Below are 15,951 nucleotides of genomic sequence, written 5' to 3'. Positions count from 1 at the left end.
AATTTGTCCGTGACATGAATCTTTTACTTTTTAACCCACAAAATCGCCGACACTTTAGATGTGGAATAGTAATTGAAATATCCGTTTTAAATCTTAGGGTGTATTGCTCCCGAATAGGGTACCTGTTAATTATCAAGCAGTGCAATTTTAATTTATAACAAATTATTCTGAATACCTGGACTTTATTGTAAATACAAAATTGTGTATAATGATGATGGGTATCTAATATATACAAAAACAGAATATATTTAAAGACAGTTCATTTTCTTTAGTGGCAGATAGAAAAAATCAAATCAATCAAATCTTCTATCTGTATAATTGTGGCTAAAGTATTCACAATGGCCTTATAGCGACCGCTTGAGTTTCCCGAAGAAATGAACTTTCCGTCTTTAGAGAGGGTGGCATGTATGGAACCTTTATCGAAGGGATTGGAATTAAAAGAGGAGGGTAAAATTTGGACACGTGACTTTTTATTAGTCTGCATGGCCAATTTTTTTGTTTTTTTAGGATTCCAAATGACGTTACCCACTATTCCGTTATTTGTGAAGGAACTTGGTGGGGGAGACCAGTTAGTAGGAATAATTGTTGGGATCTTCACATTTTCTGCTTTATTAATCCGTCCGTATGCTGGTCATATTCTGGAATCAAAAGGTAGAGGTTTTGTATATTTACTAGGGTTAATTATCTTTGTTTTCTCTGTTGGCGGATTTGCTTTTGCTCTTAGCATGCTCGTGTTAATTATTCTTCGCATTATCCAAGGTGTTGGTTGGGGGTTTTCTACAACTGCAGGTGGTACAGTTGCGACAGACCTTATTCCTCCTAATCGGCGCGGGGAGGGTCTAGGCTATTTTGGATTGTCTGGAAATATTGCTTTAGCCTTTGGGCCATCCTTAGGCTTAACCCTTGTCGGAGTAATATCCTTTACACAGTTATTTTTATTATGTGGAGCATTCGGGTTGGTTGCATTATTATTAGCATCTAAAATTCATTATAAAAAAGTTGAAGTATCCGAACATAAAACGACTACGATAAAATTTGATATTTTTGAGAAAACAGCAATCCAACCTTCTATTCTCCTGTTTTTCATCACCTTTTCATTCGGTGGTATTACTACATTTTTACCTTTACATTCCTTTGAAAATGGGGTAAAGGGAATTGAACTTTATTTTCTCTTCTTTGCTATTTTTCTAATGATCTCGCGGACGTTTGCTGGGAAACTCTATGACAAAAAAGGTCATTTTTATGTGTTTCTACCAGGAACATTCCTTATTTTTTTAGCAATGCTTTTATTAGCATGGCTTCCAAACACCATGGTACTTTTAATTGCCGCTTCCCTATATGGCTTAGGGTTTGGTGGCGTTCAACCGGCCCTTCAAGCATGGGCGGTTGAAAAGGCCAATGCGAGGAGGAGGGGGATGGCGAACGCTACATTTTTCTCCTTCTTTGATTTAGGGGTTGGCTGTGGTGCTATTATTTTCGGTGTAATTGCAATATTTGGTTACGAAGTGATCTATATAACATCTGCTTTTTCTGTCATTTTATCTATGGTTTTATATGTTTATCTTTATAGAAAGGCAAGAAAAAAAGTATAAAGAAGGCTTCCATCAGTGGGGGTTCCTTCATCCCCCACCTACCTCCTTTTTCCCAGCAAGCTTGAGGTGGGAATCTTACTGCACGTTTAGGTTGGATAAAAAAATATTGAAAAGTTGATAGCGTACTCGTCTATACTAGCTAACAGGTATAATCCTAACTAGATTCCCCAATCCTGGTAATAATAGGATTTTAGGTTGGAAAAGTTTCAAAAAACATTGGACTCGTATAAAATAAAGGTAATGATGTCAGTTTAGAAGGTAGGTTACTAATGTTTTGAAAAGACTTAGTGATATTAATCTCCAAAAGTTATTTCCATCTGTCATTTACAGGCGGGGGCTACAATATTATAAAGAGAATAAAGTAAGTGACCTCTTATATGATATTAATTATCAAGTTTGGACGGCAGTTGTTCATGGGTCTGAGGATTACTTTGTTGAAATAGATATGAAAGAAATGGACAAAGGCTTCGTTCATACGTATTGTGATTGTCCAGCATTCGATACATTTGGATCGTGTAAACATATTGTTGCAACTTTATTAACGATTGCTAATAAAGAAAAAGGTAATTCGAATCCTACAAAAAATTATGATTATCAATTAACTGGACGGTTTATGGAGAGAATTACTTCGGTTACCCATTCTAATGCATACTCAGAAATAGTAACCGGAAAAATACCAATGCATGTAGAATACATTTGTAAATGGTCCTATGATAATCAAATTTTAATTGAATTAAAGGCGGGTATTAATCATCGTTATGTGGTGAAGGATGCATACGAATTTATCTCCGATGCTTTAGAGAATCGAGAGCACTTTTTCACGAAGAAATTCACATATAGTTCGGATACACATTATTTTCATGACCAAGATCTAGAAATTTTTGAAATGCTACAATCCATTCGTAAGAACGAGGAAATCTATGAAGGATTCCGGTTCTATCATTATCAAGGAAATATGAATGATTTACGAAATATCGTCATTCCACCATTTCTATTTAAGACCCTTCTGGAGAAATTATATCAACGAGACTTTAAAGTAGAATCTGGAAATGAAGTATATACGAATATAAGTATTGAAGAAGAGGCATTACCTTTTGAATTTTCCTTAACAAAAAATACTCATGACGATTTAATGTTAACAATGGAAGATGTGAAAGGTGCAATTTACTTCCGCTCTTATGAAGTGTTATTTGCTCAAGGGACATTTTACTTTCCTAAAAAGGAACAAATACCGATTGTACAAGAAATGATTGGATTTGGAATGGAAGATTTAAAACTACCGATTACGAAGGAACAAGCAGATACATTTGTATCGGAAGTATTACCATCCCTAAAAAAGGTTGGAAAGGTAGAAACATCAGAAAAAGTCCGTTCTGAAATTATTCAATATCCTTTAAAAGCAAAAATGTATTTAGAGATGAATGACGATGTGATCACGGGTAAATTGGAATATCATTATGGTGAGCACATGATTGATCCGTTTAATGGACGAAAACAAGGCGATGTTATCATCATTCGTGATGTGGAAAAAGAACAAGATATTATGCAACTTATTGAGCATGCTAATTTTCATTATAATGGGAAGGAACTATATATCCATACGGCGGATGAAGAGGATATGTATGATTTCCTTTATTATGTGATGCCACTTTTAGACCAAAATGTGGAATTGTTCTTAACATCGTCTATTCGCGACATGCTAATGGAGACAGACCCAATCCCTAGTACAAATGTCAGGTTAGAGTCATCCTCGAATTTATTAGAAATTGGTTTTGACATCGGTGGAGTGGACAATTCAGAGATTAATAAGATTTTAGACGCTGTGATTGAAAAGAAACGCTATTATAAATTACCTGATGGAGCGCTACTTTCTCTAGAAGGTGACAAGTTTACTTCTATTAAGCAACTTTTAGAGGATATGGATATTGGGAAACAAGATATCCATAACGGGAATATCCAAGTACCTGTTTATCGGGGAATGCAATTAGATGAATTAATCCAAACCGATAAGAGATACGATTCTTCTTATCGTAAATTATTACATCATCTAAAATCTCCTGAAGAACAGGTTTATGACTTACCAGAAAACCTCCATGCTACATTAAGGGAATATCAACTAACTGGGTTTCAATGGTTTAAATCATTAAGTCATTATCACCTTGGAGGTATTCTTGCTGATGATATGGGACTAGGAAAGACCTTACAAAGTATTGCTTATATAGCTTCTGAACCAGTGGTTGAAGGTCCACACCTAATTGTTGCCCCGTCTTCCGTAGTCTATAATTGGAAAAATGAGTTTGAAAAATTTGTCCCAGATTTGAATGTTGCTATTATGACGGGGACACCCGGGGAGCGGAAGGAAAAGATTAAAGAGTTAAAGGGAATGGATGTTTGGATTACTTCCTATGCTACGATAAGACAAGATATTGAACTTTATCGTGAAATGACGTTTCAAACACTGATTTTGGACGAAGCGCAATATATTAAAAATTACGCAACGAAAACATCAAAAGCAATACGTGAGGTTCGGGCAACTAGAAAATTTGCTCTAAGTGGAACCCCGATTGAAAACTCAATTGACGAATTATGGGCTATCTTTCAGGTTATTCTACCGGGATTAATGCCTAATCAACGGAATTTTAAGCAATTATCCAATGAAAAGATCGCTATGATTACAAGACCGTTCATTCTTCGTCGCTTGAAGAAAGATGTATTAAAGGAATTACCTGATAAGATTGAATCGGTTCATGTCTCCGAGTTAACCAAAGATCAGAAAGAATTATATGTTGGTTATTTAAGGCAAGTTCAGCAAGAAGCTGCTCAAACAATAAAAAAAAGTGGTTTTAATCAGAACCGCATGAAGATATTGGCGGGACTGACAAGGTTAAGACAAATCTGTTGTCATCCATCCATGTTTATTGAAAACTATGAAGGACAATCGGGGAAATTAGAACAACTGATGGAGACGGTAAAAACAACTATTTCGAATGGGAGTAGAATGTTAATCTTTTCGCAATTCACGAGTATGCATGAAATCATTATGGAAAGATTGGATCAAGAAGATATTGATTATTTCTATTTAAGTGGCCAAACCCATGCGAAAGACAGAGTAGAAATGAGTGAACGTTTTAATAACGGAGAAAAGAGTATTTTCCTAATCTCCTTAAAAGCTGGTGGTACGGGATTAAATCTTACGGGAGCGGATACGGTTATTCTATATGATTTGTGGTGGAATCCTGCTGTAGAAGATCAAGCGACTGGTCGAGCTCATCGATTTGGACAAAAAAATGTCGTGCAGGTAATAAGGCTTGTTACGGAAGGTACGATTGAGGAAAAGATTTATGAATTACAACAGAAGAAACGTGAATTAATCGACCAAGTCATTCAACCAGGTGAGACGATGTTATCCAGTCTAAGCGAAGATGACGTTCGGGAATTGTTAAGCATATAAGAAAAGCGTAAGCCCCTTACAGTCTAAGAACACGATGTCCTGTACTCGCACCTCCTATGCTTCGTAGCGACGAACGGAAATGGAAACAGTCTCGCTACAGTTAAATTTCAAAGGCCAGATTCTTTAGGAATCTGGCCTTTAGCTTATTGATTTAAGGTAAATAGTTTTCTCGGTCTTCCTTTTTGGTATGGGCGTTCTTCTCCTGACACGCGGATAACGTCACCACTTAATAGTTTATTAACTGTTCTTTCTGCGCTCCTTTTTGTCACTTTATAATAATTAGCAATATCATTGGAGGAGAATGGTTCATTATTTCGCGTACGGATAAAGTCAATAAAATTATAGGATAGTTCGTTATTTAATCGAGCTTTATGAATAAGCGCGTGATATAGTTTGGATGCATCGAATTCCTTTTTAACCCCAATCGGCCCAATCACTTCTTGCCTTTCATTTACGATATAGCATTTGCTGTCATCTGCTCCATTGCATGTTTCAAGAGCAATCTTCGCATTGATACTAGATTGCTTGGCAGTTAGCCCTAGTCCATACCCAATATTCATAGGTACTTTAAGATCGTTTTTAATTTCTCTAAGTAAAGGAAAATCACGATAATGATTGGTTAAATGGTGTATTAGTGCTTTTGTACCGAAAAGAATAATTTCATGATCATTGACCTGATAGAAGGATACATCGGTTTTTTTACTAAACTTCTCAAGAATCACTGATAATTTTTCCATTACTTCTTTTAATTTCTGTTTAGAAATCGTATTTGGATCTTTAATTTGAATATGCCCACTTACAACTTGTGCACCGATGTTTGAATCGAATCGAATGATAGATTTTGCTTGTTCTAACACCTTTTTTAAGTTAGCTTCCGGAGTTACCATGGAGTGAACTGGTATATTCATTATTCTTAATTTGTCGACAACACTTTTAACCGAAGTAATAACATAATCAATCTTTCCTTCCGACCAAAGCTTGGAATGATAGTCAACGATGGAATCAACGGAAGGATCTGTTTTTAGCCCGTAATCATAGATATAGATTTCATTATTGTTAATCTTTAAATCGCGAAGAACTTCTTTCACTACATTTTCGTTATCGATATCAATGGAGAAACGATTTAGAGAATATCCAGAATTCCTTTGCAAGAATAGATTTATAAGAGTCATATGCTCATCATGTTGTACAAAAACAGTAGGTAACCGCTTTCTTTTAATTCTGTCTTTTACATATAAAGAGGAGAGAGCTTCGGTAAAAATGTAAACATCACAAATGAAAGCCCTTTCAATTAATTCGGCTGTTTCACTTTCGTTCCTATATGTAAATGGGACAAGTTCAATTGTATTCTCTCTATTGGCAATCTCGCTTAATTTTACAATGGATTCTTCTCTTCCAAATACAGCAGCTTTTACGTTCATAGCATTTATTACTCCTTTTCTAACTATATAATAGATATACTATGATGGAAGAATTCGTAAGTTGTAGAATAGCTATTAAAATTATTATTTAACATCTTGTAAAAGTGATAGGTACTATCACAGATAATGAACTAATAATCCATTGTTATTATCATATTGAATCTTCATAATATTGTCAAGAAGGTACCTTCATATAAACTATAAATGATTTGGAAATTGTAAATTCCAAACAGTACATAAATGGGGAATTATTTGACAATTATAATTGGAGTATAATAGAATAAGGTTGGTAAGTTTTATAAAAATAAAAGGGGGATTGTTTTTATGAAAAAGAAAACACTCTTGTCAGTTGCCATGCTTTTAGTACTGGCATTATTTTTAGCTGCATGTGGTGGTGGCAGTAATGATAGCGCTTCAACAACTGACGCGGGATCTGATTCAGGAAATGATGAAGCGGCAGAAAAGCCAAAATTCTTAAGTATGCTTACTGGTGGTACTAGTGGTACATATTATCCACTAGGTGGAGAAATGGCGAAAATCATTACAGATGAAACAGGAATTCAAACAGACGCTGTATCTTCAAATGCTTCTGCAGATAATGTGATTTCTCTACAAGAAGGGGAAGCAGAACTTGCATTTGTACAAACTGACGTTATTGCAAATGCGGTTGAGGGGATAAACGCATTTGATGGGAAACCAGTTGATAATGTACTAGCATTAGGATCATTGTATCCGGAAACTATTCAAATTGTTACGAATGCTAACTCAGGTATAGAATCAGTAGAAGATTTAAAAGGTAAAACTGTTTCTGTTGGTGCGCCGGGATCCGGAACTTATATTAATGCAGAACAAATCTTAGAAATTCATGGATTAACAATGGATGATATTAAAGCTCAAAACCTAGACTTCGGTGAGTCTACTGGTGGAATTCAAGATGGAAATATTGATGCGGCATTTATTACAGCTGGAACTCCTACTGGTGCTGTAGAAGGTTTAGGGGCTACTACAGACGTTAGTATCGTTCCTATTGCACAAGAAAAAATAGATGAATTGGTGGAAAAATACCCATATTATGCAGCAGATACAATTACTGAAGGAACATATGGACTTGAAGAGGATGTAAATACAGTAGCTGTACTTGCTATGCTAGCGGTTACCGATTCTCTTTCTGAGGATGTAGTGTATGACATTACAAAAGCTCTTTATGAGAATGTAGATCAAATTTCTCACTCTAAAGGTGAGTTTATTAAGAAAGAATCCGCTTTAGATGGTATTGATGTTGACTTACATCCAGGTGCTGAGAAGTACTTTAAAGAAGCGGGATTACTTGAGTAATATAAATTAGTTAAATGGCCGGCTGTCAATCCTATTATTGATATAGGTGTTTGCTGCCGGCATTCTTTTACTATAATCCGTTTCGTTCCTCTATACATATTCAGGAATCGAATAGGTGGACAGTCTAATGAAATATAAAAGATTACTTCTTTCCTTCGTAATGCTATTAATTTTAATCATTGCTTTGTTTATTCCCATTCGAACGGCATTAGTGTTTTATAAAGAAAACACACCTAATATCGAAGCCTTTTTGCCTATTAAAAAAGGAGATACTTTCCAAATAATCTTTAAACATTCTATTCACTTAACAGATGTCGTTGAAAAATATAAAGTAACTAAAGACTTAGAAATAAAACAGTATGAGTTTGTGTATGAAGAATTTGGAATCGGGATGCCATCTAATGCTGAAGAAGGGGAGACCTTTGTATACGAAGATGGAAAGTATCATATAAAGAATATGGATAATGTATTCCCGGAAATAAAAGTACGTAATGGAAAAACTGTATCCGAAAACCGCCTTGTTTGGGGTACGAAAGATAATGAAGACCAACATATGGTTTGGTTCAATGATTACTTTGAGCCTGGGGCTTGGTTTACGATTAAAGTAAAAAGTATTTCACTATGGGAAATGATGGGGGGAGTGGAGATTCATGAGTGAACAAAAGGAAAATCAGCAATTAACAGAGGAAGAACAACAGAAATTGCTCGAAAAGTATGATGTGGAATCAAACACAAGGAAACTGACTGGAGCTGCGGGTTGGATCGTATTCATCGGATTAATTGCATTTTCACTATTCCAACTCTATACTGGTGCATTCGGAGTATTCACAGCTTATATTCAACGAACGATTCACTTAGGTTTTGCTTTATCACTTATCTATTTTCTATTCCCGGCTAAGCGTGGAATGAAAAAAGATAGAGTTATTTGGTATGATTGGATTTTAATTGTTTTATCTATCATTGTTACAGGTTATTGGCCTGTCTTTTACGATAAGCTAATACAACAAGTAGGTGGTATTGATAATGCCGAAATGATTATCGGCGGTATAGCTATATTACTCGTTCTTGAAGCTACAAGACGTGCAGTAGGTCTTCCAATAACGATTATTGCAATTATATTTCTCCTTTATGCTTATTTTGGACCGTATATGCCAGGAATGCTAGCGCATAGAGGACTTGATCTAGGTCAATTAATTAATACGATGTTCTTTACAACAGAGGGTATCTTAGGTACACCGTTACAAGTATCTTCCACATACATCTTTTTATTCTTGCTATTTGGTGCATTCCTTGTCCAAAGTGGTGTAGGATTATATTTTAATGATTTAGCTATTGCAATAGCTGGGCGTCGTGTTGGTGGTCCTGCAAAGGTAGCTATTTTCTCAAGTGCATTAAATGGAACGATTTCTGGAAGTTCCGTTGCAAATACGGTAACAACTGGATCCTATACGATTCCAATGATGAAACGTTTAGGATATAAACCAAACTTTGCTGGTGCAGTAGAAGCCGCAGCCTCTACTGGTGGGCAAATTATGCCGCCAATTATGGGGGCAGCTGCATTTTTAATGATTGAATTTGCTGGTGTTCCTTATTGGGATATTGCAAAGGCGGCAGCGATTCCCGCCATCCTTTACTTTGCAGGAATATGGATTATGACCCACTTTGAAGCAAAGAGATTGGGCTTAACGGGACTTTCCAAAGAGGAAATGCCAGATAGAAAAGAAGTATGGAAGAAGGTTTATTTATTAGTACCAATCTTCGCTATCGTATATTTCTTATTTGCTGGCTTTAGTATTGAAAGAACAGCAATTTATGGGATCCTATTTACCATTGCTGTAAGTATGTTTAGTAAAGATACAAATATGTTCTTACATGAAGGTAAATTCACGTTTGGCAAGATTATTACTGCGCTCACGGATGGCGCACGTACAGCTTTAGGTGTTGCAGCTGCAACAGCTTGTGCGGGTATTATTGTTGGTGTTGTAACTAAAACCGGATTAGGTTTGAAACTTGGGAATGGTTTAGTTGATCTTGCAGGTACACTTGCAAATTCAGTTGAGGTCCAGTTAATGTTAACCTTAGTGTTCACGATGATCACATCCATAATTATAGGAATGGGTTCACCTACAACCGCTAACTATATCATTACTTCAACCATTGCCCTACCTGCTATTATTGCATTAAACGACCAATTACCCGTCATGATTCCTATTTTAGCTGCACATATGTTTGTGTTCTTTTTCGGTATTGTAGCAGATATAACACCTCCTGTTGCTTTAGCTGCATTTGCTGCAACGGGAATATCTGGTGGAGAGCCAATAAGAACAGCTCTAAATGCATCGAAGCTTGCGATTGCAGCATATATTATTCCATATATGTTTATATTAAATCCAGTCCTATTGATGATCGACGCAACCGCTGGGGCAGTAATCATATCATTAATCACCGCTATCATTGGTATGATTGCAATTGGTGCCGGGTTAATTGGGTACTGGTACCGTAAACTACACTGGGTTGAGAGAATCATTGCGGTTATTGCAGGATTGATGTTAATCTATCCAGAAGGGTATTCAGATTTTATAGGCTTTGGAATATTTGTTGTCTTAGTGGCAATTCAATTTATGACAAAAGATAAGGATAACGATAAGGAAAAAATGGTAAGTGCTTAATATGCATTAGAAAACTCGGCATTGATTTTAAAATGCCGAGTTTTTCTCTTTTTGGCGAGAGACTATTACGTATTTTTGATATATTAGTAATAACAAATAGATTCGTTGTGTCCTATATATAAAAGAAAGAGGCTTTTAGAATGAAAAAGCAGTATGATTTTACACAAGGAAATATTTTAAAGCAACTCATTGGTTTCTCTGGTCCCATTCTAATTGCCAACTTATTGCAAACGTCCTACCAATTTGTTGATAGTCTGTGGGTTGGGAATTTACTTGGAGCTAATGCTTTAGGTGCTGTAGCGGTTTCCGGTACGATTATATTTACAGTTCTTTCTTTTATTATTGGATTAAACAATGCAGCATTAACGATTCTTTCTCAGCAAAAAGGTCGTGATAATGAAGAAGGATTGGTAAGTTATTTAAATGCATTTGTAGTCATTATAACTGCCATGGCGTTAGTATTAGGTATATTGGGTTTTATTTTTACGGATGGGCTATTGTCTCTATTAGGTACGCCTGAAGTAATGATGGAAGAGGCTAATCGTTATTTACGTATAAATTTTCTAGGAATTTTATTTCTGTTTGGATACAACTTCATTAGCACGGTACTTCGTGCTATAGGGGATAGTAAAACCCCAATGTACTTTGTGACGATTGCGGTGTTACTGAATGTCGTATTGGACCCATTGTTCATCTCTGTTTTTAATTGGGGTGTGGATGGTGCAGCGATTGCAACTATCACATCTCAAGGATTTGCCTTTCTTATTGGGCTTGTTTATGTCTTAAAAAGAAAGCTCGCGCCATTTACCTTACCAAAATTACCTTCCTGGAAAGAGGCACGGTTGATCTTCCATTTAGGTATTCCATCTGGATTACAAATGGCCGTCATATCCGCCGGGTCTGCTGCTATTATGAGTGTCGTAACAACATTTGGTTCCGGTGTAGTTGCTGGATTTAGTGCCGCACAAAGACTTGATAGTTTACTGTTACTTCCGGCTCACGCATTAAGTGCAGCGGTAACGAGTATGGCTGGACAAAATATTGGAATGAAGAATTGGGATAGGGTAAGTAAAATAGCTAAATATAGTGTTTTGTATAACTTTGCCATTATGTTATTTGTTGGAGTTCTTGTTTTATTTTTTGCGGAATTTGGGATGAAATTATTTATACGTGATGATACGGCAGTACAATTTGGGGAAATGTACTTACAGATTATTGCATTATGTTATCCGTTCTTGGGAATTAATTTCGTTTTAAATGGAATTGTACGTGCTGCTGGTGCGATGTATCAAGTGTTAGTATTAAATATAATTTCCTTTTGGATTTTGCGGTTCCCCTTAACAGCCTTTTTATCTAAACTGTTTGGAGAAATAGGTATTGCGCTTGGTATGGGATCGAGTTTTCTAATAAGTAGTGTATTTGCTTTTATGTACTTCCGTTACGGAAAATGGCGGAAAAAGGAATTGTTTGAAACGAGTAAATAATCACACACCTGTACACAAATTGTTGATAACTTATCAATTATTGTGCATAAGTAAGTATAGCTGTGGATAAATAGTGTTTTAGTAGAAAAGAAGAAGGAAATGTGAAAGTATGAAACGTAATAAAAAGACGAAGCAATCAATCGGTAAAGTATTTTTCATCTGCGTTGTGTTATTTGGCGTCATGAGCTTTGTTTCTATTCTATCGAAGAATGATGTGGCTAACTTTACTAATCCACAGGAAAGTTATCCACAAATAACAAAAGAAGTTCAAGACTATCGTCCACTTGTGGAAAAGTATGCAAAAGAGTATGGTGTAACCCCGTATATAGATGTTTTACTAGCCATCATGATGCAAGAATCTGGCGGAAGGGGTAATGATCCTATGCAATCTTCTGAAAGCTACTGCGGAAAGGTAGGTTGCATAAAGGACCCTGAACAATCTATTAAACAAGGAGTCTATTACTTTTCCGAAGTATTAGACGATGCTAAAGGGGATCTAGAATTAGCTGTTCAGTCCTATAATTTTGGCAGAGGTTTTATAAATTATGTCTTAGAAGAAACGGGAAGTTACTCAGAAGAGATAGCCATTGATTTTTCTCAAAAAATGTACGAAAATGCTTCTGATAAATCTATTTATTCATGTTTGAGGGAAGAAGCAAAGCAATACAATGCTTGTTATGGGGATATTTATTATGTTCAATCTGTTATGGAATATAAGGAAGGGCTAGATTTGGAATAAGGAATGAGAAACTGGTAGTATAAATATATATAGCTATTACTAAAAGGAGGATGAAAAAATGGTAAAAGAAATACATACAGAAAATGCACCAGCAGCAATTGGGCCATATTCACAAGCGATTCAAGCAGGGGATTTTGTTTATGTGTCTGGACAGATTCCTATAAATCCTGAAACTGGTGAAGTAGTGGAAGGAATTGAAAAACAAACAGAACAAGTATTAAAAAATTTAAAAGCTATTCTAGAAGAAGCTGGGGTAGGTTTTTCACAAGTAGTGAAATTCACCATTTTTGTAGCAAATATGGATCACTTTGCGAAAGTGAATGAAATTTATGGCAGTTTTTTAGAAAAGCCATATCCAGCACGAGCAACAGTTGAGGTCAGTCGTTTACCTAAAGATGTTTTGGTAGAAATGGATGTCATAGCCTACACTAAATAACTTATAGAGGGGATTTGAAGCATGGATAATTTCAAGTACTATAATCCAACAAAATTAATTTTCGGAAAAGGACAACTAGATACTTTACCAAAAGAAGTGGAGAGATATGGGAAGAAGGTTTTGTTAGTTTATGGTGGAGGAAGCATTAAACGTAATGGTATTTACGATAATGTTTTAGAGAAATTATCAGAAATCAATGCAGAAGTATTTGAACTCTCAGGAGTAGAGCCAAATCCACGAATCACTACCGTTCGAAAAGGTGTAGAAATCTGTAAAAATGAAGGAATTGAGTTTATTTTAGCGGTTGGTGGAGGTAGTACAATTGATTGCACGAAAGCTATTGCAGTAGGTGCGAAAACCGATGTAGATATGTGGGATATTGTAACGAAAAAGGCCCGTGCTAAGGATGCATTACCTTTTGGTACCATTTTAACAATAGCTGCAACAGGTTCTGAGATGAATGCTGGTTCCGTCATTACGAATTGGGAGACAAATGAAAAACATGGATGGAATGCCATTCCATACACGTTTCCGAAGTTTTCTATTTTGGACCCAGAACATACGATGTCGGTTCCCCGTGACCAAACAATCTATGGAATAGTAGATATGATGTCACATGTACTAGAGCATTATTTCCATCAAACGCCAAATACACCAATACAAGATCGATTTTGTGAAGGTATCCTTACAACAGTTATAGAAACGGCGCCAAAGCTCTTAGAGAATCTAGATAGTTATGAACATCGAGAAACGATTCTTTTAGCTGGTACATTAGCATTAAACAATATGTTAAATATGGGGTATGCAGGTGATTGGGCAACACATAACCTAGAGCATGCCGTATCAGCTGTGCACGATATACCTCATGGCGGAGGACTAGCCATTCTTTTCCCTCACTGGATGAGACATGTTTTAGATGATGAAAATGTACATCGCTTTAAACAATTGGCTGAAAATGTATTTCATGTTGACCCATCAAACAAAACGGATAAACAAGTGGCATTAGAAGGAATTGATAGACTAAGCGAATTTTGGAAGAGTATCGGTGCACCATCTAGACTAGCGGATTATGATATCGACGAAACTTCTATTGAGCTAATGGCGGAAAAAACGGTAGTTTCCCGTCCTCAATTTGGTAACTTTAAAAAGTTAACGAAGCAAGATTCCATTGAAATCTTTAAAGCAAGTTTATAACTTGTGGAACAAAGTTCGACAAATATTTCCCAGGTAATAAAAGGAAGTACAGTTTTTATAGCTGTGCTTCCTTTTTATATTTAAATGTTTACTTATTAACTATACGATGGAAACATAGGTTATGTACGGGTGGCTGGTGCAATTAAATGAAAATTCCCTTAATTTTCAAAGCAACATTACTATTTATTATTTGTAATATTAATAGACAAAACTAGTGCAAATGTATCAAAAATATTACAAATGATACAAAATACAAGACACTCGTAATGTTTGTCATAAACTCTTAATTGTACTGTTACTGTTTTCTCTATGAAGCTATGATAGGATTAATCTAGACTTAAAAGGAGGAATCCAAATGAGAAAGTTAGTAGCAGGATTTTTTGCTGGATTTATGATGTTAACAGCAACTGTAACAACCGTATCAGCGGAGGAATACGAAGTTCAAACAGGGGATAGTCTCTGGGAAATAGCAAATGAAAATAATACATCAGTTGATGATTTAATAGATTTAAATGATTTAAAAACAACAGTTATTCATCCGAAACAAATTCTATTATTAAATGAAACATATGTAGTAGAAAGCGGAGATTCTTTAACTAGTATTGCCAATCAATATGGTGTAACGGTAGACGATTTAAAAGATTGGAATAATCTAAAGTCTGATACTATTATTGAAGGTCAAGAACTTCATATTAAAGAATTATCTAATAAAAATATCGCAAAAGAAGAGCCGAATAAAGTTCAAAAAGAAGAAGTAAAAGCAGATAATGAAGTACAAAAAGAAGAAAACGAAGAACAAAAAGCAGATAACGAAGTAAAACAAGAAGAAAAACCAGTACAAGCTGATGTTTCTGATGATAAGCCAGAAGGAAAAACAATAACGGTAAAAGCAACTGCATATACTGCTGATTGTGAAGGTTGTTCAGGTGTTACATATACTGGTATGGATTTGAATAGCAATCCAGATGCAAAAGTAATTGCCGTAGACCCAGATGTTATCCCATTAGGATCAAAAGTTTATGTAGAGGGTTATGGAGAAGCAGTAGCAGCTGATATTGGAAGTGCCATTAAAGGTAATCGAATTGATGTATTTATTCCAAATGTAGATAAAGCCAAAGAGTGGGGAACACGTACTCTTGACATAACAATTTTATAAGATGATAAAAAGAAGGAATACCTGGCAGGATAGTGGTATTCCTTCTTTAAATTTTCCACGGGGTTTGTGATTAAAATAGATTTCTATTAAAAGTGAACTTCCGTAGACACCCCGTTATCCTCGATGATCTCTGTTGGTTCGTCTGTTGACTTCATAACCCCAAACGTTCCGACTGACAATATAACTAATACAAACAGTCCGAATAAAACCTTACGCATTCTAGTTGCCCTCCATCAAATGTACTACATGTATTATAATAGAAATGAAGGGAATTAACCACAGGGAAATCTTTCATATTCTAAAATATAAACAAGTAATCTCATAGTTTCTACTTTTACCCCACCTAAACGGGTAGTAAGACCCACCTCAAGCTTCTGGGGAAATAAAGAAGGTAGGTGAGTGATCAACTGCCTGTAAAGATCCTAACCATCAGTAAGGGATGAAGGAACCCCCCACTTATGGAAGTCTTCTTTA

12 protein-coding genes are annotated in these 15,951 nt (G+C 35.7%); 10 read left to right on the top strand and 2 right to left on the bottom strand.

Annotation, left to right across the window (positions count from 1 at the left end; genetic code table 11):
• The first annotated feature begins 407 nt into the window (after positions 1–407).
• Together MHI02_RS00130 and MHI02_RS00125 are read left to right on the top strand one after the other, a co-directional pair.
• A complete protein-coding gene (locus tag MHI02_RS00130) occupies positions 408–1,592 on the top strand; it encodes an MFS transporter (RefSeq protein ID WP_083452567.1) in 1,185 nt (394 codons plus the stop codon).
• Positions 1,593–1,866: 274 nt separating this feature from the next.
• Positions 1,867–5,043: a DEAD/DEAH box helicase gene (locus MHI02_RS00125; protein ID WP_047185147.1), complete on the top strand. Its 3,177-nt coding sequence runs from the start codon at positions 1,867–1,869 to the stop codon at positions 5,041–5,043.
• A gap of 143 nt (positions 5,044–5,186) precedes the next feature.
• On the opposite strand, the gene MHI02_RS00120 is transcribed toward MHI02_RS00125, so the two are convergent.
• Positions 5,187–6,464 carry a hypothetical protein gene (locus MHI02_RS00120; RefSeq protein WP_341165546.1) on the bottom strand — a complete coding sequence of 426 codons (1,278 nt, stop codon included), beginning with the start codon at positions 6,462–6,464 and terminating at the stop codon, positions 5,187–5,189.
• 324 nt (positions 6,465–6,788) lie between these two features.
• On the opposite strand from MHI02_RS00120, the gene MHI02_RS00115 reads away from it, so the two are divergent.
• The 8 genes from MHI02_RS00115 (at position 6,789) to MHI02_RS00080 (ending at position 15,477) form a co-directional block, all read left to right on the top strand.
• A complete protein-coding gene (locus MHI02_RS00115; RefSeq protein ID WP_047185145.1) occupies positions 6,789–7,799 on the top strand; it encodes a TAXI family TRAP transporter solute-binding subunit in 1,011 nt (336 codons plus the stop codon).
• Between the two features lie 127 nt (positions 7,800–7,926).
• Positions 7,927–8,457: a DUF1850 domain-containing protein gene (locus MHI02_RS00110; protein WP_328150105.1), complete on the top strand. Its 531-nt coding sequence runs from the start codon at positions 7,927–7,929 to the stop codon at positions 8,455–8,457.
• Positions 8,450–10,468, top strand: a complete 2,019-nt coding sequence (locus tag MHI02_RS00105) for a TRAP transporter permease (RefSeq protein WP_341165545.1) — start codon at positions 8,450–8,452, stop codon at positions 10,466–10,468. Before MHI02_RS00110 ends, MHI02_RS00105 begins: the two co-directional genes overlap by 8 nt.
• Positions 10,469–10,608: 140 nt before the next feature.
• Complete coding sequence (locus tag MHI02_RS00100) at positions 10,609–11,952, top strand: MATE family efflux transporter (protein WP_204798373.1); 1,344 nt, start codon at positions 10,609–10,611, stop codon at positions 11,950–11,952.
• 109 nt (positions 11,953–12,061) lie between these two features.
• Positions 12,062–12,691: a lysozyme family protein gene (locus tag MHI02_RS00095; protein WP_047185141.1), complete on the top strand. Its 630-nt coding sequence runs from the start codon at positions 12,062–12,064 to the stop codon at positions 12,689–12,691.
• A gap of 58 nt (positions 12,692–12,749) precedes the next feature.
• Positions 12,750–13,127, top strand: a complete 378-nt coding sequence (locus MHI02_RS00090) for a RidA family protein (protein ID WP_047185140.1) — start codon at positions 12,750–12,752, stop codon at positions 13,125–13,127.
• A gap of 21 nt (positions 13,128–13,148) precedes the next feature.
• A complete protein-coding gene (locus MHI02_RS00085; RefSeq protein WP_047185139.1) occupies positions 13,149–14,321 on the top strand; it encodes an iron-containing alcohol dehydrogenase in 1,173 nt (390 codons plus the stop codon).
• Positions 14,322–14,676: 355 nt separating this feature from the next.
• Positions 14,677–15,477 carry a LysM peptidoglycan-binding and 3D domain-containing protein gene (locus MHI02_RS00080; protein WP_047185138.1) on the top strand — a complete coding sequence of 267 codons (801 nt, stop codon included), beginning with the start codon at positions 14,677–14,679 and terminating at the stop codon, positions 15,475–15,477.
• A gap of 86 nt (positions 15,478–15,563) precedes the next feature.
• Here the strand turns inward: MHI02_RS00080 and MHI02_RS00075 are convergent, their stop codons facing one another.
• Positions 15,564–15,695 (bottom strand): hypothetical protein, encoded by a 132-nt coding sequence (locus tag MHI02_RS00075; protein WP_255449109.1) that lies wholly within the window; start codon positions 15,693–15,695, stop codon positions 15,564–15,566.
• Positions 15,696–15,951: the final 256 nt, after the last annotated feature.

Source organism: Oceanobacillus sp. FSL K6-0118, assembly GCF_038006665.1.
GTDB classification, from domain to species: Bacteria; Bacillota; Bacilli; order Bacillales; family Amphibacillaceae; genus Oceanobacillus; species Oceanobacillus caeni.
Note: the sequence above shows the minus strand (reverse complement) of the source record. Positions and strands in the feature narration are given on the sequence as shown.

What these genes read in the sequence shown, in the direction of transcription:
- MHI02_RS00130 (WP_083452567.1), top strand. Translation starts at nt 408, where the DNA reads ATGGAACCTTTATCGAAGGGATTGGAATTAAAAGAGGAGGGTAAAATT.
- MHI02_RS00120 (WP_341165546.1), bottom strand. Translation starts at nt 6,464, where the DNA reads ATGAACGTAAAAGCTGCTGTATTTGGAAGAGAAGAATCCATTGTAAAA.
- MHI02_RS00115 (WP_047185145.1), top strand. Translation starts at nt 6,789, where the DNA reads ATGAAAAAGAAAACACTCTTGTCAGTTGCCATGCTTTTAGTACTGGCA.
- MHI02_RS00110 (WP_328150105.1), top strand. Translation starts at nt 7,927, where the DNA reads ATGAAATATAAAAGATTACTTCTTTCCTTCGTAATGCTATTAATTTTA.
- MHI02_RS00105 (WP_341165545.1), top strand. Translation starts at nt 8,450, where the DNA reads ATGAGTGAACAAAAGGAAAATCAGCAATTAACAGAGGAAGAACAACAG.
- MHI02_RS00100 (WP_204798373.1), top strand. Translation starts at nt 10,609, where the DNA reads ATGAAAAAGCAGTATGATTTTACACAAGGAAATATTTTAAAGCAACTC.
- MHI02_RS00095 (WP_047185141.1), top strand. Translation starts at nt 12,062, where the DNA reads ATGAAACGTAATAAAAAGACGAAGCAATCAATCGGTAAAGTATTTTTC.
- MHI02_RS00090 (WP_047185140.1), top strand. Translation starts at nt 12,750, where the DNA reads ATGGTAAAAGAAATACATACAGAAAATGCACCAGCAGCAATTGGGCCA.
- MHI02_RS00085 (WP_047185139.1), top strand. Translation starts at nt 13,149, where the DNA reads ATGGATAATTTCAAGTACTATAATCCAACAAAATTAATTTTCGGAAAA.
- MHI02_RS00080 (WP_047185138.1), top strand. Translation starts at nt 14,677, where the DNA reads ATGAGAAAGTTAGTAGCAGGATTTTTTGCTGGATTTATGATGTTAACA.
- MHI02_RS00075 (WP_255449109.1), bottom strand. Translation starts at nt 15,695, where the DNA reads ATGCGTAAGGTTTTATTCGGACTGTTTGTATTAGTTATATTGTCAGTC.